Annotated in this window: 22 protein-coding genes; 17 read left to right on the forward strand and 5 right to left on the reverse strand. The window is 62.2% G+C overall.

All coding sequences use genetic code 11. From position 1 onward, the window contains the following. The first annotated feature begins 16 nt into the window (after positions 1-16). The 8 genes from P9L99_07785 to P9L99_07820 all read left to right on the forward strand — a co-directional run bounded on the left by P9L99_07785 (position 17) and on the right by P9L99_07820 (position 7585). Positions 17-316, forward strand: coding sequence for a hypothetical protein (locus P9L99_07785; protein ID MDP8223242.1), 300 nt, complete (start codon positions 17-19; stop codon positions 314-316). A gap of 255 nt (positions 317-571) precedes the next feature. Further along, positions 572-1195, forward strand: coding sequence for a TetR/AcrR family transcriptional regulator (locus P9L99_07790; protein ID MDP8223243.1), 624 nt, complete (start codon positions 572-574; stop codon positions 1193-1195). Continuing rightward, positions 1195-2562 (forward strand): TolC family protein, encoded by a 1368-nt coding sequence (locus P9L99_07795; GenBank protein MDP8223244.1) that lies wholly within the window; start codon positions 1195-1197, stop codon positions 2560-2562. The genes P9L99_07790 and P9L99_07795 overlap by 1 nt, the downstream gene beginning before the upstream one ends. Before the next feature lie 5 nt (positions 2563-2567). Beyond that, positions 2568-3434: an efflux RND transporter periplasmic adaptor subunit gene (locus tag P9L99_07800; protein ID MDP8223245.1), complete on the forward strand. Its 867-nt coding sequence runs from the start codon at positions 2568-2570 to the stop codon at positions 3432-3434. Positions 3435-3438: 4 nt separating this feature from the next. Then, positions 3439-4356, forward strand: coding sequence for an ABC transporter ATP-binding protein (locus tag P9L99_07805; protein ID MDP8223246.1), 918 nt, complete (start codon positions 3439-3441; stop codon positions 4354-4356). Then, complete coding sequence (locus P9L99_07810; protein ID MDP8223247.1) at positions 4353-5309, forward strand: ABC transporter ATP-binding protein; 957 nt, start codon at positions 4353-4355, stop codon at positions 5307-5309. Before P9L99_07805 ends, P9L99_07810 begins: the two co-directional genes overlap by 4 nt. Next, entirely contained in the window at positions 5306-6436 is a 1131-nt protein-coding gene (locus P9L99_07815) for an ABC transporter permease (GenBank protein ID MDP8223248.1), read from the forward strand. Before P9L99_07810 ends, P9L99_07815 begins: the two co-directional genes overlap by 4 nt. A 9-nt stretch (positions 6437-6445) precedes the next feature. Further along, entirely contained in the window at positions 6446-7585 is a 1140-nt protein-coding gene (locus P9L99_07820; protein ID MDP8223249.1) for an ABC transporter permease, read from the forward strand. On the opposite strand, the gene P9L99_07825 is transcribed toward P9L99_07820, so the two are convergent. Next, the gene (locus P9L99_07825; GenBank protein MDP8223250.1) at positions 7586-9517 is read right to left on the reverse strand and encodes a TonB-dependent receptor; all 1932 of its coding nucleotides are present in this window, start codon (positions 9515-9517) and stop codon (positions 7586-7588) included. Positions 9518-9705: 188 nt separating this feature from the next. On the opposite strand from P9L99_07825, the gene P9L99_07830 reads away from it, so the two are divergent. The 4 genes from P9L99_07830 to P9L99_07845 all read left to right on the forward strand — a co-directional run bounded on the left by P9L99_07830 (position 9706) and on the right by P9L99_07845 (position 13880). Further along, a complete protein-coding gene (locus tag P9L99_07830; protein ID MDP8223251.1) occupies positions 9706-10884 on the forward strand; it encodes a hypothetical protein in 1179 nt (392 codons plus the stop codon). Positions 10885-10926: 42 nt separating this feature from the next. Continuing rightward, the gene (locus P9L99_07835; protein MDP8223252.1) at positions 10927-11982 is read left to right on the forward strand and encodes a transglutaminase family protein; all 1056 of its coding nucleotides are present in this window, start codon (positions 10927-10929) and stop codon (positions 11980-11982) included. Positions 11983-12043: 61 nt separating this feature from the next. Continuing rightward, complete coding sequence (locus P9L99_07840) at positions 12044-12682, forward strand: hypothetical protein (protein MDP8223253.1); 639 nt, start codon at positions 12044-12046, stop codon at positions 12680-12682. Between the two features lie 22 nt (positions 12683-12704). Next, positions 12705-13880, forward strand: coding sequence for a hypothetical protein (locus P9L99_07845; protein MDP8223254.1), 1176 nt, complete (start codon positions 12705-12707; stop codon positions 13878-13880). A 15-nt stretch (positions 13881-13895) separates the two neighbouring features. Here P9L99_07845 and P9L99_07850 read toward each other — a convergent pair whose 3' ends face one another. Next, positions 13896-14894 carry a hypothetical protein gene (locus P9L99_07850; GenBank protein ID MDP8223255.1) on the reverse strand — a complete coding sequence of 333 codons (999 nt, stop codon included), beginning with the start codon at positions 14892-14894 and terminating at the stop codon, positions 13896-13898. Between the two features lie 78 nt (positions 14895-14972). On the opposite strand from P9L99_07850, the gene P9L99_07855 reads away from it, so the two are divergent. Further along, the gene (locus P9L99_07855; protein MDP8223256.1) at positions 14973-15200 is read left to right on the forward strand and encodes a hypothetical protein; all 228 of its coding nucleotides are present in this window, start codon (positions 14973-14975) and stop codon (positions 15198-15200) included. 23 nt (positions 15201-15223) lie between these two features. Here P9L99_07855 and P9L99_07860 read toward each other — a convergent pair whose 3' ends face one another. After that, positions 15224-16093, reverse strand: a complete 870-nt coding sequence (locus P9L99_07860; protein ID MDP8223257.1) for a DUF1573 domain-containing protein — start codon at positions 16091-16093, stop codon at positions 15224-15226. 165 nt (positions 16094-16258) lie between these two features. Here P9L99_07860 and P9L99_07865 point away from each other — a divergent pair, with 165 nt between their 5' ends. The 3 genes from P9L99_07865 to P9L99_07875 are packed head-to-tail and all read left to right on the forward strand — an operon-like array spanning position 16259 to position 18477. Further along, the gene (locus tag P9L99_07865) at positions 16259-16798 is read left to right on the forward strand and encodes a DUF6125 family protein (protein MDP8223258.1); all 540 of its coding nucleotides are present in this window, start codon (positions 16259-16261) and stop codon (positions 16796-16798) included. After that, positions 16795-17244 (forward strand): DUF296 domain-containing protein, encoded by a 450-nt coding sequence (locus P9L99_07870; GenBank protein MDP8223259.1) that lies wholly within the window; start codon positions 16795-16797, stop codon positions 17242-17244. The genes P9L99_07865 and P9L99_07870 overlap by 4 nt, the downstream gene beginning before the upstream one ends. 3 nt (positions 17245-17247) lie before the next feature. Then, on the forward strand, positions 17248-18477 hold the full coding sequence (locus P9L99_07875; GenBank protein ID MDP8223260.1) for an acyl-CoA dehydrogenase family protein: 1230 nt from the start codon (positions 17248-17250) through the stop codon (positions 18475-18477). 92 nt (positions 18478-18569) lie between these two features. Here P9L99_07875 and P9L99_07880 read toward each other — a convergent pair whose 3' ends face one another. Both P9L99_07880 and P9L99_07885 read right to left on the reverse strand, forming a co-directional pair. Then, complete coding sequence (locus P9L99_07880; protein ID MDP8223261.1) at positions 18570-18872, reverse strand: hypothetical protein; 303 nt, start codon at positions 18870-18872, stop codon at positions 18570-18572. Between the two features lie 114 nt (positions 18873-18986). Continuing rightward, positions 18987-20135 (reverse strand): hypothetical protein, encoded by a 1149-nt coding sequence (locus P9L99_07885; protein ID MDP8223262.1) that lies wholly within the window; start codon positions 20133-20135, stop codon positions 18987-18989. Positions 20136-20443: 308 nt separating this feature from the next. Between P9L99_07885 and P9L99_07890 the strand changes: the two genes are divergently transcribed. Beyond that, the gene (locus P9L99_07890) at positions 20444-24613 is read left to right on the forward strand and encodes a DUF559 domain-containing protein (GenBank protein MDP8223263.1); all 4170 of its coding nucleotides are present in this window, start codon (positions 20444-20446) and stop codon (positions 24611-24613) included.

Below are 24613 nucleotides of genomic sequence, written 5' to 3' on the forward strand. Positions count from 1 at the left end.
CTGGTTGATCGCGGCGATGTTGGCCGCCATCCTGGCCGTCGCGGCGGCTTGCGCGGGCGATGACGACGATGACGACGGCGACGACGACGACGACGCCGACGACCCGCCGGCGGAACAACCGACCGGCGCCTGCGCCTGCTGCTACGAAGCCGAAGGGGAGCTGTGGGGTTGGTGCTGGAGCGTCGGTTTTGAGACCGAATGTCAAACCGGCTGCGAGCAAATTTATGGGGAATCCGCCTTGGCCGGCCACCTGTTTTTCCCGGACGAAACCTGCCTCGAAGTGGACGAAACGGCTTCCTGCCGCGCATCATTTTAGTGTCACCGGTCGTAAATTAGCGTCGAAATCGTCGCAAATTGGTGTCGAAACCGTCACCAACAGTGTCGAAACGACCGCAACACTACGTCTCATCACCGAGAATCGGTGACCCTCGGACACCAATAATGCGCTCTTATTGAGATAGCCGTGGGCCTTGCAGCACTGAAAATCGGTTGAAAAACTTCCTTGACACGGCGAAAACGATTAGTACAATGTAAACGTGATAAACGAATTACGTTTACATAGGGAATTGTGATGCAACACTTTTTGGCAGGCATTACCCAGGCACCGGGCAACAAGACCCAGCAACGGATCATCACCCATGCCACGCGGATTTTCATGGAACGCGGATTTCGGCGCATCACGGTCGAGGAACTGTGCGCCGGGATCGCGATGAGCAAACGCACCTTCTACAAATATTTCCCCAATCGCGACGAACTGGTGCGGGCGGTCTTTTTTCACACGGTCATTCCGCACGTGCGGCGCATAGTGGAGAATTTTCAGTCCGATTTGCCCGTCCCCGAGATTCTGCAACGGCATTTCGACTATGTTATCAACGGCTTTTTCGTCTCGGTCACCCAGCTGTTCCTTGAGGACTTGCAAACGCTGATGCCGGAATTTTGGGCTGAGATCGAGCAGCGGCGCGATGTTATCGTGGAATTCGTCGGCGATTTGATCCGGCGCGGCCAAGCCGAAGGGACGGTCAACCCGAACCTGCCCGCCAAGCGTTTCGCCCGATTGATCGAGACGATCTTCCGCGCCGTGGCCAACCCGCAAGCTGCGGCCGCGATGGGCATGAACCTGCAGGACGTGGCCTCGACGTTGAGCGTGTTGGTTTTAGAGGGCGTGCTGCGCGCATGCCACGAGGAGGACGAATGATGAACGGCAAGTTCCCGTCACCACTTCAAATGATTCTCATCGTGTTGATTTTGTTCATTATTATGGCGCCGGGCGCCGCACTTGGCGCTGATGCGTGGACCTTAGACGCGGCGATCGATTACGCCCTGGCGCACAATCCCGACCTGGCTGAAGTGAGGGCGCAGACCGCCGTGGCTGAGGAAAGCCGGCGCGAGGTCTTCGGCAATTTTCTGCCTAAGCTTACCGGCACGGCGGGCTACCAGTACATCGGTAACGTGCCGGAAATCCAAATGTCTTTCACGCCGGACATCCCCATTCCGAACATCCCACCGATCAAAATCGAACGCGATATCAGAATGGGCGACGAGGACAACTGGAGCGCGTCGGTGGCGCTGGAGCAACTCGTGTTTGCCTCGGGCCGTGTGTACTACGGGCACCAGGCGGCGTCGTTGCAGGTGGAGGCGACCGAGCAGCAAGCCGAGGTCGCTCGACTGATGGTGGCGCAAAAAACCGCCGAGGCGTTTTTGGGTGTGCTGATCACCACCGAGGTTCACAAGGCGCAGGAGGAATCGCTGGCCCGGGCGCGGGCGCATTTGACGGACGTGCAAAACCGCCACAACGCGGGGGCGGCCTCGCGCTTTGAGCTTTTGCGGGCGCAGGTCGAGGTGGACAACATCGAACCCGCGGTTACCAAAGCCGCCAATGCCGTGGCCTTGACCAAGCAGGGTTTGCGGCGGGCGCTGGGCTTGCCGGAGGATGCGCCGGTGGCCGTTCAGGGCACATTGGAGACTACCGCGCTGCTCGCGGATGAAGCGGCGGCCCGGCAGGCGGCGCAGCGGCAGCGGCCCGAATTCGACGTGGTGCGGACCGGCACGAAAGCGTACGAGCGCCTGGCCAAAAGCCGTTTGGGCGAGATGCTCCCCGCGGTGATGCTCACCGGCTCGTACGGGTATCAAAAGCCGTATTTCTTCGACGAAGAGGGCGACACGAACTGGACTGTCGGCGTCGGCATTCAAGTGCCGCTTTTCGACGGCCTGAAAGCCTGGCGCGGCCGCGGGGCCAACCTGGCGCGGGCGGAGCAAACACGCCTGAGCGGTGAGCGTATCGCGGCGGATATCGATACGCAGATCCGGTCGGCGGTGTTGGCGCTGGGCGAAGCCGGAACGCGCATCACGACCACGCGCGCCAACGTCGAACGGGCCGGGAAAATGGTGCGGATGGCCCAGGAAAGCTACGCCTACGGGGCGTTGACCAGTTTGGATGTCATCGACGCGCAACTCGCCGCCACGGGAGCGCAGTTGGCTCATTTGGAGGCGTTGTACGATTACCGTGTCGCCAAGGTGCGCTACGCCGCGGCCATGGGCGACCGGCAAGCGATTCGGAGGTAATGAAGATGAAACGTGTCATCCCCGCCGTTCTGATTATTCTCGTCATCGGGTATTTCGGATACCGGGCGTATCAGAAGGCGCAAGCCATCAAGCTCGACGACCGCCACTACGGCACCGTGGAGGCCGACGAGGTGCTGATCAGCGCCCAGGTGGCCGGGCGGATTCTTGAGTTCAACGTCAGCGAGGGGCAGATCGTGCAGGCGGGCGACTTGCTCGTGCGGATCGACGATACGCCCTACGCCGCGCAGAAGGGGCAGGTCGAAGCCGGCGCTCGCGCGGCCGACAGCCAGAAGCGGGTCGTCGCCGCGAATCTCAAGGGCGTCAATAAAGAACTCGAGCGCACCAAGAAACTGCTGGAGACCGGTTCGGCCACCGACATGCAGTACGACATGCTGACGACCCAGGCCGACTCGCTGCGGGCGCAGAACCAGGCGATCAACTCGCAGGTCAAGCAAGCCCAAGCCGCCGCCGATGTCGTGCAGACGCAGATCGACATGGCGCGCATCGCGGCGCCGATCTCCGGCACGGTGTTGCGCACCCACGCCCGAGTCGGCGAGACGGCCTTTCCGGGGTCGGCCCTGCTGGTGCTGGCCGACATGACGTCGATGGAAATCAACGTCTACGTGCCCGAGCCGATGCTGGGGCTCATCAAGCTGGGTGAGAAGGTCGAAGTGTTTCACGATTCCGACCCCGGCAAGCCGATGTTCGGCACGGTCAGCCACGTTTCCGACACGGCCGAGTTCACGCCGAAGAACGTGCAGACCAGGGACGAGCGCGTGCGCTTGATTTACAAGATCAAGGTCGATATCCCCAACCCGGCGGGCGTGCTGAAAATCGGCATGCCGGTGGATGTCCGTTTCTTGAGCGAGTAACGAAATGAGTTTGTTGACGGTCACCGGCCTGAAGAAAAACTTCGCCGACGTTGCGGCGGTAGCCGGCATCGACTTCGCCGTCGCGCCAGGGGAAATTTTCGGCTTGATCGGGCCGGACGGCGCGGGCAAGACGACGACGCTGCGCATGATCGTCGGTTTGATGGATCCCGACGCGGGCGCGGTGACCGTGGGCGACATCGACGTGGCGCACGACCCGGAATCGGTGCGCGAAATGCTGGGCTACATGCCGCAGCAATACAGCCTCTACCCCGACCTGACGGTGGCCGAGAATCTGCGCTTTTTCGCCGACATGTATTTTGTGCCCGCGGGCGAACGCGAGACGCGCATGAAGCGGCTGTTCGAGTTCTCGCGCCTGGAACCCTACGCGAAGCGGCCGGCGGGCAAGCTGTCGGGCGGCATGTACAAAAAGCTCGCCCTCTCGTGCAACATGATCCACACGCCGCGCCTGCTGCTGCTGGACGAACCCACCAACGGCGTCGACCCCCTCTCCCGCCGCGAGTTGTGGCAGATCCTCTACGCCTTCGCCGCCGAGGGCGTGGCGATCGTCGTTTCCACTCCGTACATGGACGAAGCCGAACGCTGCCACCGGGTGGCGTTGATGCACGCGGGCCGCATGCTCTCGGTGGACGAACCGGCCGCGATTTTGTCCGGATACGCCGACGCTTTGTTCGCCGTTGACGTCGAGGACCAACCCAAGGCGCGGCAGGCGCTGGCGGCGCGGGCCGAGGTGCGGCGCGTGTATCCGACCGGCGACATTCTCAAGGTCGCCGTGCCGCCCGGCACGGGGGGCGAGCAGGTGCGTGATTGGCTGCGGGCGTCGGGCGTGGAGCCGACGTATCTGCAGCCGGTGCAGCCGAATTTTGAAGACGTGTTTCTAGCCGCCGTGGAGGAACGGACATGACGGTCGTCGCGGCGCAAAACCTGGTCAAACGCTTCGGCGATTTCGCGGCGGTGGACCACGTGTCGATTCAGATCGAGGCGGGCACGGTGTTCGGTTTTCTGGGCCCCAACGGCGCGGGCAAGACCACAATGATCCGCCTGTTGTGCGGCTTGCTCGTGCCCGATGAGGGCGAGGCGACCGTGCTGGGTTACGACCTGCGGAAGCAGACCGAGAAGATCAAGGAAAGCATCGGCTACATGAGTCAGCGCTTTTCGCTCTACGGCGATTTGACGGTGCGGCAGAATCTCGATTTTTACGCCGGCATTTACGGCATTCCCGGTCGGGTGCGCAAGGCGCGCATCGCGCACGCGCTGGCCATCGCCAACTTGGAGAACGAGGCGGACCGGCGCGCGGCGCAGTTACCCGGCGGCGTGCGGCAGCGCCTGGCGCTGGGCGCCGCGATTATGCACGAGCCGCGGATCGTGTTTCTCGACGAGCCGACCGCGGGCGTGGACCCGGTGAACCGCCGCTTGTTCTGGGATTTGATCGACGAGATGAAACGCCAGGGCACGACGATTTTCGTGACCACGCATTACATGGACGAGGCGGAAAACTGCGACGAACTCGTGCTGATTTATTCGGGCCGCAAAATCGCCGAGGCGTCGCCGCGGCGGCTGGTTGACGACGTGCTTGCCGGGGCGATGTTCGAAGTTTCCGGCGTCGATCCCGAACGCGCCGTGGCCGCCTTGAACGAGCGGGCGGGCATCGAGAGCGCGCAGATTTTCGGCCTGGCCGCGCGGGTATCGACCGAGCCGGGCGACGCGGGCGAGAGCCGAATTCGCGCGCTGCTGGCCGAAGCCGCGCTGGCGGAGGCGAAGGTGCGGCCGGTGCGCGCCACGTTGGAAGACGCGTTCATCCATCTGATCGAGCGCGAAGACGCCCGCATCGAAGCCGAAGGGGGGCGGGCGCGATGAGAAGCCGCATCCCCGCCATTGCACGCAAGGAAATGACGCACATTCTTCGCGACTGGCGCACGCTGGCGATGGCGTTCGTGATGCCGACGATTCTCATTTTGCTGTTCGGCTACGCGATTACCTTCGACATCAAAAACCTGCGCGTGGCGGTGGCCGACCAAGACCAGAGCAAGGCGAGCCGCAATTTGATTCGGCGGCTGTCGGCCAGCGAGTACTTCGTCATCACCGCGCGGCCGCATCACCCCGAGCAGTTGCCGGGGCTGCTGGAAGACGGGACGGCGCAGGTGGCGCTGGCGATCCCGGAGGGCTTCGCGAAGACCTTGGAGAGAAACGAGCCGGAGACGATTCAGGTCATCATCGACGGGTCGGAGAGCAACACGGCGACCATCGGCAGCGGGTACGTGGCGGCGGTGGTGCAGCAATACAATCTCGACCTGCTCAAGGACACGATGGCGCGAGTGGGGATTTCGACCGAAGGCCTACCGCCTCTCGACGTGCGGGTGCGGGTGTGGTTCAACCCCACCGCCGACTCGCCGACCAGTATCGTGCCCGGCCTGGTGGCGGTGATCATCGTAATGATGGCCGCACTGCTTACCAGCCTGACCGTAGTGCGCGAGCGCGAAAACGGCAGCCTGGAGGGCCTTTTCGCCACGCCCGTGCGGCGGCAGGAGATTCTCATCGGCAAGACGATACCCTACCTGGTGATCGCCATGGCCGACACGGCGCTGGTGGCGGGCATCGGGGTGTTCGTATTCGGCGTGCCTTTCGCCGGGAGCATTTTGGCGTTTTCGCTGACGGCGTTGATTTTCACGTTCACGGGCTTGGGGATCGGCATGGTGGCCAGCGTGATGTCGGACAACCAGATGCTCGCGAATCAAATCGTCATTCTGGTCACGATGCTGCCGAGCTTTCTGTTGTCGGGATTCATGTTTCCCATCAAGTCGATGCCGGGCTGGGTGCAGGTCATCACCTACGCGGTGCCCGCGCGTTACTTCATCCAGATTTCGCGGGCGATCATGCTCAAGGGCACGTCGCTTTGGGGCTTGCTGGCGCCGACGGGACTTTTGCTCATCGTGGCGGTCGTGGTATCGGCGTGCGCCATGCAGGCCTTCAAGAAGAAGCTTTAGGAGAGGACGATGCGTCGCATCCTGCATATGACCCGCAAGGAATTCATCCAGGGCTTTCAGGACCCGCGCATGATCGCCATCTTGTTTTTGGCGCCGCTGCTGCAAACCTTTTTGTTCGGCTACGCGGTGACCACGGACGTGACCAACATCGAAATCGGCATCATGGATCAAGACGCCTCGAGCAACAGCCGGGCCTTGATTGAGGCGGTGATGAACTCGGGCTACTTCGTCTCGACCGGCATGCTTCGTTCCGACGCCGACATCGAGCGCGCGTTGATGCGCGGCACGGCGGACGTCGTGCTGGTCATCCCGGCGGGTTTCGCGGACGATCTGGCGGCGGGCCGGTCGGCGCCGCTGCAAATACTGCTGGACGGCGCGGAGTCGAATTCGGCCAACGTCGCCGTGGGGTACCTGAGCAAGATATTCGTCGCGCAGAGTTCGCAGTTCGTCGACCGGCGCGTCGAGCAACTGATCATCAAAAGCGGCGGCGCGCGCCGCACCGTGCCGCTGGTCGAGGCCGAGATGCGCTTTCGCTTCAACCCGGAGTTGAAATCGGCGTGGTACATGGTGCCCGGCATTCTGGGCATGATCATGCTGGTGATCACGATGATGATGACCAGCATGGCCATCACGCGGGAGCGCGAGGTGGGCACGATGGAGCAGCTTATGGTCACGCCGATCAAACCCTATCAACTCTTGGCGGGGAAGATGCTGCCGTTCGCGCTGGTGGGCCTGGTGGACGTGACGTTGATCTTGGCGCTGGCGACCGGGCATTTCGGCCTGCCGCTGGTGGGTTCGATCCCGCTGCTCTACCTGGCGTCGATTGTCTTTTTGTTTACGACGCTGGGGATGGGGCTGTATATCTCGACGATTTCGCACACGCAGCAGCAGGCGCTGTTCGTTTCGTTCCTCGTGCTGCTGCCGGCGATTCTGCTTTCCGGCTTCATGTTTCCCATCGACAACATGCCTGAGTCGGTGCAGTACCTGACGTACCTGAACCCGCTGCGCTATTTCCTGGTTATCGTGCGCGGCGTGATCCTTAAAGGAAACGGGTGGGCCGTGCTGGCGCCGCAATTCGGCATGCTCTTCGCGCTGGGCGCGGCGCTGTTCGGCCTGGCGAGCCTGCGCTTCAATAAGACGGTGCAGTAGCTAGTAGGTGAGCTTCAAACCCGCGGTGACGATGCGGCCGGGTTCGGGGAAAAAGCGCTTGGTTTCGTAGGCCGTGTCGAACAGGTTCTTGCCCTGGGCGTACACTTCCACCCAATCCCGATAGCTGTAAAAGAGGCGAAGGTTGGTCAGCGAATACGCTTCGAGCGTGACGTCGCGCCCGGCCTCGAAATCGCTGCGCTCGCCCACGACCTGCACTTGCAACGCGCCGCCGAGGCCGAAGCCGAAGCGATAGCGCGCGTCGAAGGCGCCGTAGGCGTTGGGCGTGTAGATCAACTGCATGTTCTCGTCGGCGTCGGGGTCGTCGAAATCTTGGAAGGTGCCCTGCACGCCGAGGTACAGCCCCTTGAGCGGGGCGGTGGAGGCGGTGAGGGTCGCGCCGAGCGTCACCCAGTTCAGATCGTTGGCGAAGCGGTCGCGCTGTTCGTCGGGCACAACGACGATGTCGTCGCGGGTTTGCCGCCAGAAGCCGACGAGATCGACGCGCGTTTTGCCGGCGGTTTTCCAGGTGGCACCGAGTTCGGCGTTATCGATCACCGCGGCGTCCAAGTCGGGGTTGCCGAGGTCTTCGTCGAACCACTCTTCCACGGTCGGGAATTGTGGATGCTGCGCGTAGGCCAGGCGCAAGGCGAGGCCGGAGAAGGGGCCGAAGCCCAGGCCCGCCCGCGCGAAGGGGCCGGTCACCGGATCGCCGGGCTCGAAGTTGGTGGCGCGGACCGGGTCGACCGAGCGGAAGCCGCCGCCGAAGTTGAGTTGCAGCCACGGCAGGGGCGCGATGTCGTCGCCGAGCAGGGCTTCGAAGCGTTGGATCGTGAAGCGATCGCGGGGCGCGTCGAGGTCTTGCACGAAGGCTTCGATTTCATCCTGCCGCAAACTCAGGCGGGTGGTGACGCGGCTTTCCTGGCCGAAGTCGAAGAAGGGCGTCACGCCCAGGCCGCTGCGCACGTGCCGGTAGCGCCGTTCGCGCAGAAGCGCGAGGTAGTCGCGGTCGGCGAAATCTTCGCGGCGCTCGAAAAACTCGACGATGTAGGCCTCGCCGCCGGCGTGAAAGGGTCCGAAGCCGCCGGCCCGCCAGTTGATGACGCCGCCGAGGCGCTGGTCTTCCGGGAAGCGCCGCACTTCGTTTAGCGGGTTGACCACGTCGTAGGGCACGTCGCGGTCGGTGCGGTCCATAAACACCGAGCCGTGCACTTCACCCGTTTCGCCGATGCGTCCGCCGAAGCGGGCGCGGTAGTGGTGCCGGGCGTAACCGGAGCCGTCGAGGCGTCCGCCGTCTTCGTTCAGCGTGCGGTCGAAGCCCAGCGGCAGCGGCACACCGGCTACGCCGTCGTAGGAGGCCGAGGCCCAATACGACGCCCATTCCGGGTCGCCACCGATACCGAAGGAGAAAAGTTTTCGCCGCCGGTCGCCGAAGCGGCCGTCAAAGCGGGTCTTGATGCGGTCGCCGGCCTGCCGGGTGAGGATCTCCACCACGCCGCCGCCGCTTTCAGCGCCGAACACGAAGGGGGCCGGGCCGGGGTAGACGCGCATCAGGCGGATTTGATCGGCGGGGATGGCGTTGAGGTCGACCGCGCCCAGGTAGCCGTGGGTGAGCGGCACGCCGTCGACGTAGACGACCAGCCCGCGGGGGCCCGCGCCGCGCAGGCGGACATGGCGTCCACCTTGGCCGGGCCAGCGGTCGGCCTGATAGGAAAAGGCACCGGGGGCCAGGGCCAGGGCGTCGGCGGCGGTCTCAGCACCTTGGGCCACGAGGTCCGCGCCGGTGATTTCCACGACGGTGACGGTGGCCAGGGGGTTGGCGCCGAGGTGTTCCTGCAAAATAGCGCCCGCCGCGAAGGGATAGGCGTAGTCGGCGCCGCCTTCACCGCCGGCCCACACCAGGGACGTGGCGCAAAGTAGCAATATGGCGGCCATTCCGACTTTTCGCATAGTGCCTCACGAAGTGTTGGTTGCCTCAGAATATGATTGACGCGCCCGAAGCGTCAACCAAAAAGGCCGGCGGCGCAAATTTGGGGGAACAGATTGGTCGCGCAGCGACGGTATGCTATAGAAAATCAGTCGCGGATTAGAATAGCCCCTTTTTTTACAGACCGAGGTACACGATGCGAAATTTCAGGACCATCAGTTTTCTCGCTTTCATTTTCTTGTTGGTTACTTGTTTTGTCGCGGCGTGCGGCGACGACGACGATGATGACGACAACAACGCCGCCCATTGCGAAGTTCTCTTCGCGCCGGAGGAATGGAACGCGGGGGCGTATGCCTTGCAGACGAACAGCCATCAGGACGTGCGGGCGATGCTTTTGCTGCAGACCCTCGAAGGCGGCTCGCGCACCTTGTATACTGGCGGCTTGTTCGACGGCGATTGGGTGCTGGAACCCTGGCTTACCCTGAGCCGCGACAACTCGCAGTTTTTCAGCGTGGTCGACGACGCCGGCTACCTGCATGTTTCCTACCGAAAGGGCAACTACCCAGCGTGCGATCAATATTACGGCACGACCGATCCCGCCGGCCCGAGCAGCCAGGTTGTCGAAAACACGGATTACATCGGCTGGCAAAGCCCGATTGCGCTGGACCCGAGCGGTCGGCCGGTTATCGTCTACGGCCTGGGTGAAAACCAGCCGATTCCGCTCTACGTGGCGCGCCTGCAAAGCGGCGAGTGGACACGGGAAGCCGTGGAAATCGGCGGCGAGGCGGTGTTGGCCGACAAGAACACGCAACTGGCGATCGACGGGCTCGGCGCCCTGCACATTCTCCTGGGCGGCTTCGGGGATTTCACGTACCTAACCGACGCCTCGGGAGAGTGGACGTCGCAAGCCGTGCCGCTGCCGGAAACGAACTGGCTGCAGACCATGGCCATGACGGCGGCGGGCGACATCTACGCGCTGTTTTTGGACAATTGGGACGACGAGCAGTTCTACGTCGTGACCAACGAATCGGGCGAGTGGGAATCGACCTCCGTTTCCGGCCTGCGACATTACCTGGCCGGCGGCGACATGGCGCTGGACGCCGAGGGTAACGTTCACGTGGTGTTCGCCGCGGAGTCGGAAGATCATGAAGACGGCGTGTTCCACGTCACCAACGCAAGCGGCGGATGGGAAACCCAGGAAATAGCCTTGCGCGAGGCGAACCCGGAGGAGTATTCGTCCGGCGTCGTGCATATGAGCGACGCGCGTATCGCGGTGGCCGGTGGGACCGTCTACCTGTTGTTCGAGGCCCGCGACAAGTTCTACGCGGCGGATTTCAACGTCGAGAACCCCGAGGAAATTCGCTGCGACGATTAACGCGAAACGGTTGACCGCCGCGCCGCGCTGTCGCACCTTGAAATGATGAAACGAGGCGCGGTCCTACTACTCTTGGTGATCGGCGTCGCCTTCCCGGCGACGGCCGCGGCGGCGATTGCCGACTTCTGGAAGCTCGGGTACCGCGCCGCCGACCCTTTTCCCGGCGCCTCCACGTTCGAACGCACGGTCGACTGGAGCCAGCGGTACATGGTGCGCGTGGACGGTTACTTTACCGTGCGCCGAAATCCGCGGGGCGAGAACGTGCGCGTCTACCTGCCGCTGCCGGCCGACGACGCCTACCAGCGCGTGTACACGTCGCGCATGCAGCCCGCGCCGGTGGAGATCCTGCACAGCCGCTACGGTTACCAGATCGCCGTGTTTGATTTCGGCCCGCTGGCTCGCGGCCGGGAGTTTTCGCTGCGCTACGACGCCTACGTGTCGGTCGGGAAAATCCGCTGGTCGGTCGACCCGCAGGAGGTGGGCGACTTGTCGGAGATCCCCGCCCAGGTGCGGGAAGACTACCTCATCGACGGCCCCTTTTACGGCATGGACGATCCGGTGGTGCAGGCCGCGGCGCGCGAGGCGGTGGGCGATGAGCGGCGTCCCTTCTTCATGATGACGCGCATTCTGAGTTACGTGCACCAATCGCTGACCTACATTCTCGACGGGCGCAAAGTCGACGCGGGCACGACGCTGCAATGGGGTCACGGCAGTTGCACCGAGCACGCTTTTGTGATGATCGGCATGGCCCGCAGCCTCGGCCTACCGGTGCGTTACATGGCGGGATCGCTAGTGAAGACCGGGACGTTTTCGCGGCACCACTACGACCGCGTGTATCACAAGATTGTGGAAGTGTACCTGCCGCGGGTCGGCTGGGTTCCGGTGGAGACCACCGCCGGCCGGCGCCGGGCGGAGTTCGAGCCCGATACGTCGGTGGGCCGGTCCGGTCACCGGATGCTGTTTTTCAGCCACGAACCCGAGCCGGGCCTGGCGCCGCTGGACCCCCGGCGCAACATCATGACTCACCGCCCTTACGGCATCGGTTCGGAACTTTCGGTAGGCCGTCAAGTGACGGTTCATTGGGAGCATCTCCGGTAGCGGCTGCTTGCGAGGCGGAAATCCAGATGGTAGCTTGATCGCACTTGCTGGAGGTACAAACTTGATCCGACGTTTGCCGATCTATCTGTTGGTGCCGGCGCTCGTATGCGCGTTGGCGGCGTGTTCGGGGACCAGCGTGAAGCCGGACATGACGTATCGCAGTTCGTATGAAAGCTATGAAAAAATCGCCGACAACTGGACGCGCACCGGCAAGGTCTACCGCAATTTCGGCACGCACGGTTTGGTATCGGCCACGTACATGTCGCTGCCGATGCGCCGCGTCTTTGCCGCCGAGTGGTCACGCGCTTTCGATCTACCGCCCGAGGAGCGGCAACGCATCCTAGCCGAGCAGATCTCCTTTGCCGAAAACCGGGTCGAGTTCGTACTGAGCTTCTACACTCCGAAGGTGCAGCACAACGACTTGAGCAAAAGCGGTAGTTCGTGGCGCTTGTGGTTGATCGACGCCAAGGGGGCGAAGGTCGACGCGGCGAGGATCCAGCGGCTGCGCGTTCGGCACAAGAAGGAATATTTTTTCTTTCCGCATTACGACCGTTGGAGCCGGCTGTACCGCGTGATTTTCCCGCGTAAGGGGCCGGACGGCCAACCGCTCGTGACTGAGTCGGGCACGGTGACCCTGCGGGTGACCGGCATCGAAGGCCAGGTCGATTTGGTGTGGGACATCCCACCCGGAGTTCACTAAACCCGCCATACGAGAGGTGCTGTTGCGAAGATTATTGCGCCGCATCGCCCGGCTGACCCCCACGCGAATCATGGTGTTGTTTATCTTGCTGTGGATCGGCGTGGCGGTACCACTGGCCTTCTTATCCGCCCCGCGTCCGGCGCTCTTCGCTTACGGCGGCGCGACGCTCCTCTATTCTTTTTTTGTGGCTTTTTGGGCGATGCTGCGCACGATAGCGCGACTGCGGGGCGTGGTGGACGAAGGCGGGATGCCCGACTCCGGCCTGGTGCTCGAGGCCTTGCCGCAAGCCGCGGTGATCGTCGACGTCAAGGGCCGCACCGTCGCGTTGAACAACAAATGGCTGGACTTTTTTGTCCTGGCCCGCAATCACGTGTGGAGCCAACCTTACAAGAACTATTGTGATCCCGCGTTGCGGCGGGCTATCGACCGCACGCGCCGCAGTGACGAAGCCGCGTTTGGGTTGGCGCTGTCGGCCCGCACTTCCGACGGGCGCAATGTCTTTTTCCGCGCTGACGTAACGCCGTTGGGCGCCGGGTGGCTGATTTGCGCGACGCCCGAGAAGCGGGCCGAAAAAACCGAAGGGCCGTTTTACGAAGAAGATCGGCTTTACCAATTCGGGCGCGTCGGGGCCAGCTTGCTGCCGGAGTTGAACGACCGCCTCGTCGCGCTGCGAAAGAAGACGTCCGGTCACGAGGGGATTGCCGAGTTGGACGCGGCGCTGGCGATGACGGGGCAGCTTGACGATTTACTCAATTCGCCCGCGGCGAAACCGTCGCGGATCAATCCGGGCACGCTGCTGCGAAACGCGGCGCAAATCGTGCAGCCGGCGTTCGATCGCCAACACACGCCGTTGAAACTACACATCCGGGACAACCTACCGGCCATTGCCGGGAACGTCGGCAATCTTACCTACGCCTTGATTGTGGTGTTGCTCAGCGCTCTGGAGGAAGTCGGCGAACGCGGGCAGGTAGCCGCGCACGCGCGGGGAGCGGGCGAGGACGTGGAGTTTCTCATCGCCGCGCCCATCGGCGAGGAAACGGAGATCGAAGCCGCCGAGCTGTTTACGCCGACGTTGACCGGGCCTTCGGCCGGGTTGGCCGTGGCGCGCCAAATCTTCCGCGAACACGACGGCAACCTGCTCTACCACGCGGCGGAACACGCCGGCGCGCAGTTCTTGATTCAGTTGCCCTCATCCTGACCAGGCGATAAATCTCTAGAGGTCTTCCACGGCTTGCGGATCGATGGAGCGAATGCTGCGGCCCAATTTCGGGTCGGCGAGTAGTTTGCGAGCGTACTGATGGCCGATCTCGTTATTCATTTTCTTGAGCACGCCGAAGAGATTGAACACGAGAAACTCGTTTTTCGATTTGCGCGCTTCTTGGTAGACGTGACGCGCTACTTCCTCGGTGCCGGCCGCGGCGAGGATTTGATACGTCGCGTTCGACGGCGGCGGATACTTTTTGTCGGTTTCGAGAAACAGCGCGAGATCCTCGGCCGCCAAGCGCGCGGCATCGTCGACCGGCTCGGGTATCTGCGAGCATTCCAGGGTGGCCGCCAGGTGACTGAGAAAAATGACGTGGTCGACTTTGTCTTTCGGGTACCAGCCTTTCAGGCACAGCACGTAGGCGGCGCGCGCGCGTACGCGGGAGTAGGGGTTGTGCAGCAGCGCCGGCACGTTCCCGACATCCTTGCGGCTCTGCATGGTTTCGGCCACGAGGCTGACCGATTCGAATTGGTGATAGAGGCCTTCCATCTTGACCATCGAGCCGTCCGCCGTCGCTTCGTTGCCGACCGCCTCGCCCAGCCGCTGAAATTCCGCGAGCAGGGCTTCGTACCCCTTGTCGCCGAGGCTTTCGAAATATTCGCGGAAACCGTTCAGGACATCTTTGCTGCGCCACACGTAGCCGATCTTCGCCAGCATCTCCGGCATGGCCGATTCGCCCAGGCGGCGTAAGACTTCGAAGGTTGCTTCCAATTCCTGCGGGTTGTTCGAGGAGAGCGCGCTGGTCAGTTGCGCCGTGAAATCCTTGCCGTCGCGGGCCAGCGTTTCAATGGCCCTGGCGCGCACGCCGGCGTCGTCGGCACCCAAATCGTCAAGCGCCTGTTCGGGGGTTTTTTCGCAGGCCGTCAAACAACAAGCGAGCGCGATGATCATCATGATGGCGAGAGTTCTCATGGCGCGCATGGTAGCAATCGCGGTGACCGGTCTCAAGCGAGTCTCCGACGGTTTGACAGCCGGGCACGCGGTTCGCACAATATCGGCGGGATATCGCCGAAGGAGAGGTCAGCTATGGAGTCCATGAGTCTTCCCCACATGATTTGGTACGCGGCGATGGCCACGATAGCGTTGGGTATCGTGTTCACGACCTTCAAGGCTTTCACGCTCGGCCGCGGCAGTCGCGCGCAGGACGTGGTGGACACCGTGGCCGTGGAGTGTGTGTCGTGCGGATGGAAGGGCGAAGTGCCGCGGCTGCGCCGGCGCTGCCCGATCTGCGGCGACAGCAATTTCACGACCTAAGCAGGTGGTCGAACCCGACCCTCTTACTCGCCCGCTTTATCGGCCGCGTTCTTCTTGACCTTCACCACGCCCTGGTGGAGTTTCTTGTTGATGCCCGAGACGATGTCCGCGCCTTGTTTGCCGGATTTCAGCTTGCCGCCGATGCCGCTGGGTTGCTTGATCGTCTTGATCGCGCCCTTCATGCTCGCCGAGATGTAGTAATAGGCCGGCGCCTTAACGCCGTCCAAAACAAATTCGGCTTTGCCGTGAAAGAAGTTCTGGCCTTCGGCAAGTTTCAGCGCGAAACGCAGGGTCTTTTTCTCGCCCGGCGCCAACGTGAAGGGCGTCAACGGAGCGGCGTCGTCGGTTTTTGCCACGCTGAGGGTTTTGGCGTGTTTCTCGGAGAAACGAATCTCTTTGACCGTCACCGGGGCGGCGCCGGCGTTGGTGACCACGGTCTCCACGTCGGTTTCTTCACCCACGGCCACGCCTTTGACGCGGAGGCGCGCGGGCTCGAAGCTCAAGCGTTCGAGCACGGTGCCGGTCAACGTCAACACAATGGCGTCGTTATTCGGATCGTTCGTGTACACGGTGACCCGCTTGGTTTGGGCGCCGCGCCGCCGACCGCTGCTGAAGGTCACCTTGATTTCCGACACATCGCCGGCTTGTAATTTCTTCTTGCTGGGCTTGGCCACGGTGCAGCCGCAGGTGCTGCGCGTGCGCGTAATTTCCAGCTCCTGATCGCCGATGTTTTTTAGCTGAAATACGTGGGAGACGCTGTCGTTCTGATCCACGGATCCGAAATCGAACTCGGCCGTTTCCACTTGAGCCATCGGCCCTTTGGGCTCGCAAGCCGCGGGAAAAATTGCCAAAGCCGCCAAGACGACTACCACGAGCAAATGTTTGAACTGCATGTCACACTCCGTCGACTAAAAATTCGAGGCGTACACTACCGCCGCAAGGGGCCGGTGTCAATGTGAAAAGCCTTTGTTATTGGGGCAATATCGCCGCCGGGGCTTGCGCTGCGGGGTTGGTTTGGTTACAAACAAAGGCGGATTTTACACCCCATTGGAGATTTCATGTCACAAGAAAAACTGCAACAAAAGTTCGCCCATTTGGATCGTGAGGGCTTGCTCAAGCTGCTTTCCGTGTACGCTCACAACTGGTTGGCCCACGACGGATGCTGGTTTCTGGCGTGCGAAAACCGCGACGATTTGGAGACCGCCATCGAACTGGATATCGAGTCGTGGCGGCAATTCACCGTCGCCGAGGCCAAGCGCATCATGCGCACCTTCGATATCGCCCCCGGCGGCGGCCTCAAGGCGCTGGAGAAGGCCGTTAGCTACCGGCTTTACGCCTGCGTCAACGAGCAGGAAATTTCGTGGGACGGCGACGCGCTGATCTACCACATGCGCGATTGCCGCGTGCAGACCGCCCGGCGGCGCAAGGGCTTGGCCGATTTTCCCTGCAAACCCGTCGGCATGGTCGAATACGGCGGCTTCGCGCGCACCATCGACCCGCGTATCGAAACCGAATGCATCCAATGTCCGCCCGACGACTGCGGCGAAACGGCCTGCATCTGGCGCTTCACGCTGCGTGAGGAGCAAGGCGAGTCATGAAAAGCCGCGAAGCCGGCACCGTGAGGCACATTGTCGGGCGCCTGGAACGCTTCGACCGCCTGCCCGACGACCTGCTGGCCGTGGCGAAAAAACACGGCGTGCACGCGGGCAAAGTGTGGGCGATCGGCGGGGTGACCAAGCTGCGCGTCACCGAATTCGACCTCGCCGCGCAACAGTATAAGGAACCCATCGCCCGCGAGGGCATGACCGAAGTGCTCAGCCTCCAGGGCAACCTGTCGCAAAAAGACGGCGAGCTGTTCGGCCACCTGCACATCAACGCCTGCTACCACATCGGCGACGAGGTCAAGATGATCTCCGGCCACCTGGTCGACGCCGAAGTGTTCGTGTGCGAATTTCACATCACCGCTTACGACGACGTGGAACTCGTGCGCCACGTCGAACCGAAAACCGGGCTGCCCCTTTGGGACCTGCCCGACGAGGAGTGAGCCATGTTTCCCGAACTGCTGAGCCCCGAAGAACTCGAAGTCCAAGAACGCGCCCGCCGCTTCGCCAAGGAAAAGGTGTCCAAGGAACTGCTGATGCAAATGGACGCCGAAGAAGTGCAGTACCCGCACCAGTTCGTCAAAGACCTGGCCGCCGAGGGGCTGCTGGGCCTGCGTTTCGAACCGAAATACGGCGGCCACGGCATGGGCTGGACGGCCGAGGTCGGCGCGCTGGAGGAAATCGGCATTCTGGGCATGAGCCTGGGCTGCCACTTCTCCATGCCCTCGATCGTCGGCGAAGGCCTACACGCCTTCGGCTCCGACGAGCAAAAGGAAAAATGGCTCAGGCCGCTGATCGCCGGTGAGATCCGCAGTGCCGAGGCGCTCACCGAACCGCGCGGCGGCTCCGATTTCTTCGGCGCGACGACGCAGGCCGTGCGCGATGGCGACGACTTCATCTTGAACGGCCAAAAACGCTTCGTGGTCGGGGCCGAAGGGGCGGATATCTTTCTCGTCTACGCCAAAACCGCGCCCGACGCCCACCCGCACAAGTCGCTCTCGGCCTTCATCGTCGAGCGCGACGAGAGCGTGTTGGTCGAACACGTCTACGGCCTGATGGGCACCCGCGGCGGCGGCACCGGCCGCATCGTCTTCAAAGATACGCGCGTGCCCGCCGCGAACCTGATCGGCCCGCTCGACGGCGGCGGCATCGTGTTCAACCGGATGATGATCCCCGAACGCATGACCAGCGCCGGCGGAGCGCTCGGCCTGGGTCGCGCCGCGCTGGAAATCGCCGCGCACTACGCCACCAAGCGCAAAGCCTTCGGCAAACGCATCATCAAGTTCGAAGGCGTCTCGTTCCGCATCGCCGACGCCGTGAGCGAACTGGACGCCGCGCGCGCCCTCGTCTGGGCCGCGGCCAAACGGATCGACGCCGGCCTCGACGCGCGCCGCATGGTCTCCGAAGCCAAAAAGATGGCCACCACCGCCTGCTGGAACGCTATCAACCACGCCATGCAAATCATGGGCGGCATCGGCTACACCGACATCTACCCCATCGAACGCATGCTGCGCGACGCCCGGCTGACCGTCATCTGGACCGGCACGAACGAAATCATGAACCTGCTGATCCAACACGAATACCTCAAGGAAATCGAAGCCGAACGCGCCGCCAAACGAGACAGCGAAGCCGACGCCATAAACGCCGACGCCGACGGCGAAAAGATTTTTGAGTGAAGCCCTCACCCCCGACCCCTCTCCCACAAGGAGAGGGGAGTAAAACATCCCTCGCCCAATGGGAGAGGGACGGGCGCAGCCCAGGGTGAGGGCTACCGGGCCGTGTCGATGGTGACCAATTGCCAGACGGGGCGGTCGTCGCGGGCGTAGTCGAAGTAGAGTTCGAGGCGGTCACCGTTTTCGGCCAGGAGCGTGAAGCGTTTGCGGTGGCGGCGGGTGCGCCAGGTGCGGGCCCGGGTGGGGATGCCGCCGTGGCCGGTGTCGAACCAGACGCGCTCGACTTCGGCGACGATCCACTCGCGCTTGCCGTCGCGCACGCGGGCCGGTTTGGGCGGGTCGCCGCCCATCTCCACCTCGACCTCCCGACCAATGAATTGCCGCCGCGATGTGCTCATGCCCCCACGCTACCAGCGCCGCCCGGTAAACGGCAAGAGAATGCTGCGCGAGGTACGTCGGTTTTTTTGTCGGCGGATTTCATCGTACGGGCAAAGTCCCGAATAGCCGCCTTCTTAGTCAAGCAATTTTTCTTTCCAGAATGCCTTTACCTCATTGAGTATCTTCCGGCGATCACCGTTTGAATCGTAATCGTAGGGCACTCTCAACGTATCTCTTCCGCTTTTTTCTAGGTCGTAGATTTCATCTTTCATCTTCCACAGGCAGGGTGCCTTGTCGTGATAGAACGAGCTTCCGCCGATATATTGGCCGGCCGTTTCATCTACGACGATGGTTGAGAATTCGGGGTCCAACCAGAAGAGAACGGAGCCGATGACACTTCCGCCGGAATGTCCCATGAGCGCGAATTTTTTGAATTGCTTGTTCTTCCAATATTGTCGCCAAAGGAAGACTTCCCACGCCTGTAACCCGAGCATTTTGTGTCCATGCATGAACAGGGTCTTTGACACGTTTTCTTCGCGATCGTCGGCGCACATGGCCCGCCAGGCGATTATCAGGAAAGCTACTTTGTCCAGTTTGCCGAATGAGGCAAGGTATGCATCGCGAAACTCTTCGGGTTTCTGCGTGTGGCCGGGCAAGCATAGTACCAATGTGTCAAACACTCCGGTTTTCGGTTCAAGGAGAATTGCGCGACTTGCACCGGTATATGTGTTCGACATGATGAATTCGGTTTGCCGAAAGTTTTTTGTTTCTACAGCGTAGATTTCCTGAACGCGGCAATCGGATAGTTCTACGTTTTCAATGAGACCTGATACATTGAGGCAAGAGGCAATGCGATTAGGCAGCGTATCCGGAGTGGAAACTTGAAAAGCCGGATGGGCGGCGCGCCGGAATATTTCTTGTCGTTCTGTTTCGGAAATGTGTCGGCCGTGTTTACGGGCGTAGTCGGTTTTTAGGAAATCGAGATATCCTTGTGAGCACTCGCACTCTCGCCAACGGAATGCCTCGTAAGCCAAGCGACAGTCATTACTCCACAGGGGATTCGCCCAGAGTCTTTTTTCCACTTCAAGATACTGACGGCTGATTTCACCGACCGGGCATTTGTTTACCCAACGTTTTTCTTGCGAAGCAAGGAGGTCGCACTTAAGAGGGGTGTCTTCGTTAAGGCTAACCGGTTCTTGAGGCTTAGATAGATCGAGTAGAAGAAAGGAGGCAAACAGTCCGATAGCTAAGAGTACGACAAGTGCAACTGTTGCTTTTTTCACGGACAGAATCTCCGTCTAGTGATTCGAGAAAGGCGCTTGTGCTGCGCGGTATGACTAGGCAAGAGAATTTAAACACATTAACCCGCGATCAAGCAACTGTCGGATTTCCGATTTGTCTTCGTGGAAAACCCGAACGGGACGTCACGGTTTACCCCAGGACCTTGCCCGGGCCCGCCGAGCGACCAACGGGAGCGGTCGCGGTGACAACGACGTCGCCAGGCGCAGCCCAGGGTGAGGGCTACTTGCCAAGGCGCAACCAATTCGAATAGAAAGATCAACACGCACCCCATCACCACGAAGTTGGACGTATGACGACATCCTCCGCCTTTGACCCGGCCCGGGTCGCCGCGTTTGTCGACCGCTGGGCGGCCAGCAGCGCCGCCGAGCACGCCGTGTACCAACAGTTTTTTGTCGAACTGTGCGATCTGCTGGGCGTGGAGCGGCCGGACCCCTCGGCCGAGGCGCGGCCCGATTACTGTTTCGAAAAGCCGGTTGTAATCGCTCATGAGGACGGTCGCTCGACCACGCAGTTCGCCGACTTCTACCGGAAAGGCTGTTTCACCCTCGAAGCCAAGCAGGGCAGCGTGTCCGGCGATAGCACCGTTGGCACCGCCAGGCGCGGCACAGCGACATGGGACAAGGCCATGCGCGGGGCGTTCGGCCAGGCGCTGAAATACGCTTCGTACCTGCCCGAGGGCAAACCGCCATTCCTGATGACCTGCGACATCGGGCACGTGTTCGAGGTCTGGACGGGCTTTTCCGGCGACTACGGCGGGTACGGCGCACGCCGCACCATCGAGCTTTCGCAGCTCGCCGACCCCGAGGTCTTCGACTATTTCGTCAAAATCTTCACCGACCCGTGGGAACTCGACCCGGCGCGGCACGCACAGCGGGTGACGCGGGAGGTCGCCGGGCACCTGGCGGACTTGGCGCGGGCGCTGGAGGCCGACAAGCACGACCCCGAGTTGGTCGCCCAGTTTCTCATGCGGGCGATCTTCACGATGTTCTGCGAAGATGTCGGCCTGCTGCCCGAGAACCTGTTCACTAACGCCATCCGCGAGCACTGGATTCCTAATCCTGGTGTCTTTCAAAGCGGGGTCGAGCAGCTTTGGAAGGCGATGAGAGACGGCCTGCCCTTCGGCTTCGTGGGCAAGCTGCTGCGCTTTAACGGCGGCCTGTTTACAACGTGGCAGTCGCTGCCGATGACCCAAATCCAACTGCACATGCTTTTGGAGGCTGCCGAGTGCGATTGGGGCAACGTCGAACCCGCCATCTTCGGCACGCTGATCGAACGCGCCCTCGACACGGTCGAGCGCCGCAAGCTGGGTGCGCACTTCACGCCGCGCGAGTACATCGAGCGGCTGGTGAAACCCACGGTCATCGAACCGCTGCGCGTCGAATGGGAGATCGCCCAGGCTGAAGCGCGGCAGATTTTGGAGAAGGCCCTCACCCCTGAAAGGGCCCTCACCCCTGAAAGGGCCCTCACCCCCGGCCCCTCTCCCACAGGGAGAGGGGAGGAAAACATCCCTCGCCCTTTGGGAGAGGGACGGCCGGAGGCCAGGGTGAGGGCCGAACTCACGGACGCCGACCGGAAAAAAGCGGCGAAGGTGATCCGGGAATTTCACGAGCGGCTCGTGCATACGCGGGTGCTCGACCCGGCGTGCGGCAGCGGCAACTTCCTTTATGTGACGCTGGATTTGTTCAAGGAGATCGAGGCCGAGGTGCTGCGCGAACTGACCGACCTGGGCGAAACGCAGGCGTTGTTGGAAATGCAGGGCGTGACGGTGAACCCCGGCCAGTTTTTGGGCATCGAGATCAACCCGCGGGCGCGGGCGATTGCGGATTTGGTGTTGTGGATCGGCTACCTGCAGTGGCACCGGCGCACGTTTGGCGAGAAGACGCCCGCCGAACCCATCTTGCAGCCTTATAAGAACATCGAGTGCCGCGACGCGGTGCTGGATTACGACGACATCACGCCGCGTCTGGACGAGAACGGCAAGCCCGTCACTGTCTGGGACATGCGAACGCACAAGGTTTCGCCGGTCACCGGCAAGGAGGTACCCGACGAAACCGCCCGTGTGGTTGTGTACGATTACGTGAACCCCCGCCCTGCCGAGTGGCCCGAGGCGGATTACGTGGTGAGCAACCCGCCGTTTGTGGGCGACAAGATGATGCGCTTCGCCCTCGGGGACGGTTACGTGGAGACCCTGCGCGCGACCTTCCCGGGTATGGGGCACTCGGACCTCGTGATGTACTGGTGGGACAAGGCCGCCGGGTTGGTGCGCGAGGGCAAGTTGAAACGATTCGGTTTCATCACGACCAACAGCGTCACCCAGACCTTCAACCGGGGCGTGCTGGATCGTCGCCTCAACGCGAAGGACGACCCGCTAGCCGTCGCGTGGACGATCCCGGATCACCCGTGGGTGGACGCCGGGGCGGACGTGCGGATCGCTATGACGGTGGGCACACGGGCAGACCAGCTCGCGGCCAAGCCCCTACTGGGCAGGATCGCCTATGAAGAGCGCGAACAGTTCAAGGAGCCGCAGGCTAGGCGCGTGGACATCGAGTACCGCAGAGTCGACCGCATCCACGCCAACCTCGCCGCAGGCGCGGACCTGACCTCCACTGTGACCCTGAAGGCCAACCAAGGGCTCTCCTCCTTCGGGATGATGCTGGCAGGGCGCGGCTTCGTGTTGACCGAGGACGAGTACCGGGACCTGCTCTGCGGCGGACGAAACGCACCGGTACTGAAGCGCCTGGTCAACGCGCGCGACATCGTCCAGAAGGATCGCGGCCTGTACGTCATCGACTTCTTCGGTCTAACGGCCGATGAGGCCGCACAACGCTACCCCGAGCCATATCAGCACCTCCTCGACCACGTGAAACCGGAACGAGACAACAACCGTCGAAAAGCTCTTAAAGTAAACTGGTGGCTGTTCGGGGAGAAACGTCCGGGGCTTCGGAAAGCGCTTCAGGGTCTTCGCCGCTACATCGCGATCCCCGAGACCTCGAAGCACATGCCGTTTATCTTTATGGACATTGATGTCCTCATCGAACACGGCGCTATCGGTGTCGCCGTTGAGGACGCCTTCTACTTCGCAGTCGTGTCGAGTTGTTATCACCATGTTTGGTCTCTAAATGTAGGCGCAACCCTTGAAGACCGGCCGCGTTACCGGAACAACACTTGTTTCGACCCATTCCCCTTCCCTGACGGCACTGACGAGCAGAAGGCGCGTATCCGCGAACTGGGCGAGCGGCTGGACGCGCATCGCAAGCGCGTGCAGGCCGAGTTTCCGGGCGCGACGCTTACGGCCATGTACAACGCGCTGGCGCGGTTGCGGGCCCTCACCCCCGGCCCCTCTCCCACGGGGAGAGGGGAGGAAAACATCCCTCGCCCTATGGGAGAGGGACGGCCGGAGGCCAGGGTGAGGGCCGCGACAGCAGGAGACGAAGAAAAACGGTTTTCCTCTCAGATACTAATCGAAGCAGCACGGGTTTTACGAAAACGCCAAACGCAATCGGAAACGATTCTTTGGCAGGCTTTACGAAACCGAAAACAGATGGGCTGCAAATTCAGGCGGCAAGCCCCTGTTGATCCGTTCATTGTGAATTTCCTCTGTCACGAGAAAAGCCTAATCGTGGAAGTTGACGGACCCATTCACGAGCAACAGCGGGAGGCGGATCTCGTTCGACAGGAGTTCCTCGAAAGCTTGGGCTGGCGGGTTTTGCGATTGACGGCAGAACAAGTGGAAAACGACTTGGCCGGTGCGTTGGTGTTGGTAGGGGAAGCCCTCACCCCCGGCCCCTCTCCCATGGGGAGAGGGGGGCAAGAAGCGCTCACGACCGGAAGAGCCCTCGCCCCCAGCCCCTCTCCCACGGGGGGAGGGGAGGAAAACATCCCTCGCCCTATGGGAGAGGGACGGCCGGAGGCCAGGGTGAGGGCCGCGAGCGAGAGCAAGCCGCTGACCGAAAAAGAACGGGCGTTCCACGAGCGGGCGCTGATCGGCATCCTCAAGCAAATCCACGACGAACTCGACGCCGCCGTCGCCGACGCCTACGGCTGGCCCGTCGACCTGCCCGACGAGGAAATCCTCGAACGCCTCGTGGCGCTCAACCACCAACGCGCCGCCGAAGAGCAGCAGGGAATCATTCGCTGGCTGCGCCCCGAGTTCCAAGACCCGGAAGGCAAGCACCGCGAAACGCAGGTCGAAATGGACGTGGCCACCGAGGCGAAGGTTGTCTCGCCCGAGGGCCCCATGCCCTGGCCGAAGGCCGTGCCCGGCCAACTACGCGCCATCCGCGACTTGCTCGCCGGGCGTCCCGGCACGTGGAGTGCCGCTGAGGTGGCGGGCGTGTTCAAGCGGGCGCGTCGCGCCGCGGTGGAGACGCACCTGTCGACCTTGGAATCGCTGGGGGTGTTGGTGTGCTTCGAAAGCGAGGGCGAAGCCGACCGGTGGACCGTGACTCCAAGCGCCTAG

It is taken from the genome of Candidatus Lernaella stagnicola, assembly GCA_030765525.1.
Lineage (GTDB): Bacteria > Lernaellota > Lernaellaia > Lernaellales > Lernaellaceae > Lernaella > Lernaella stagnicola.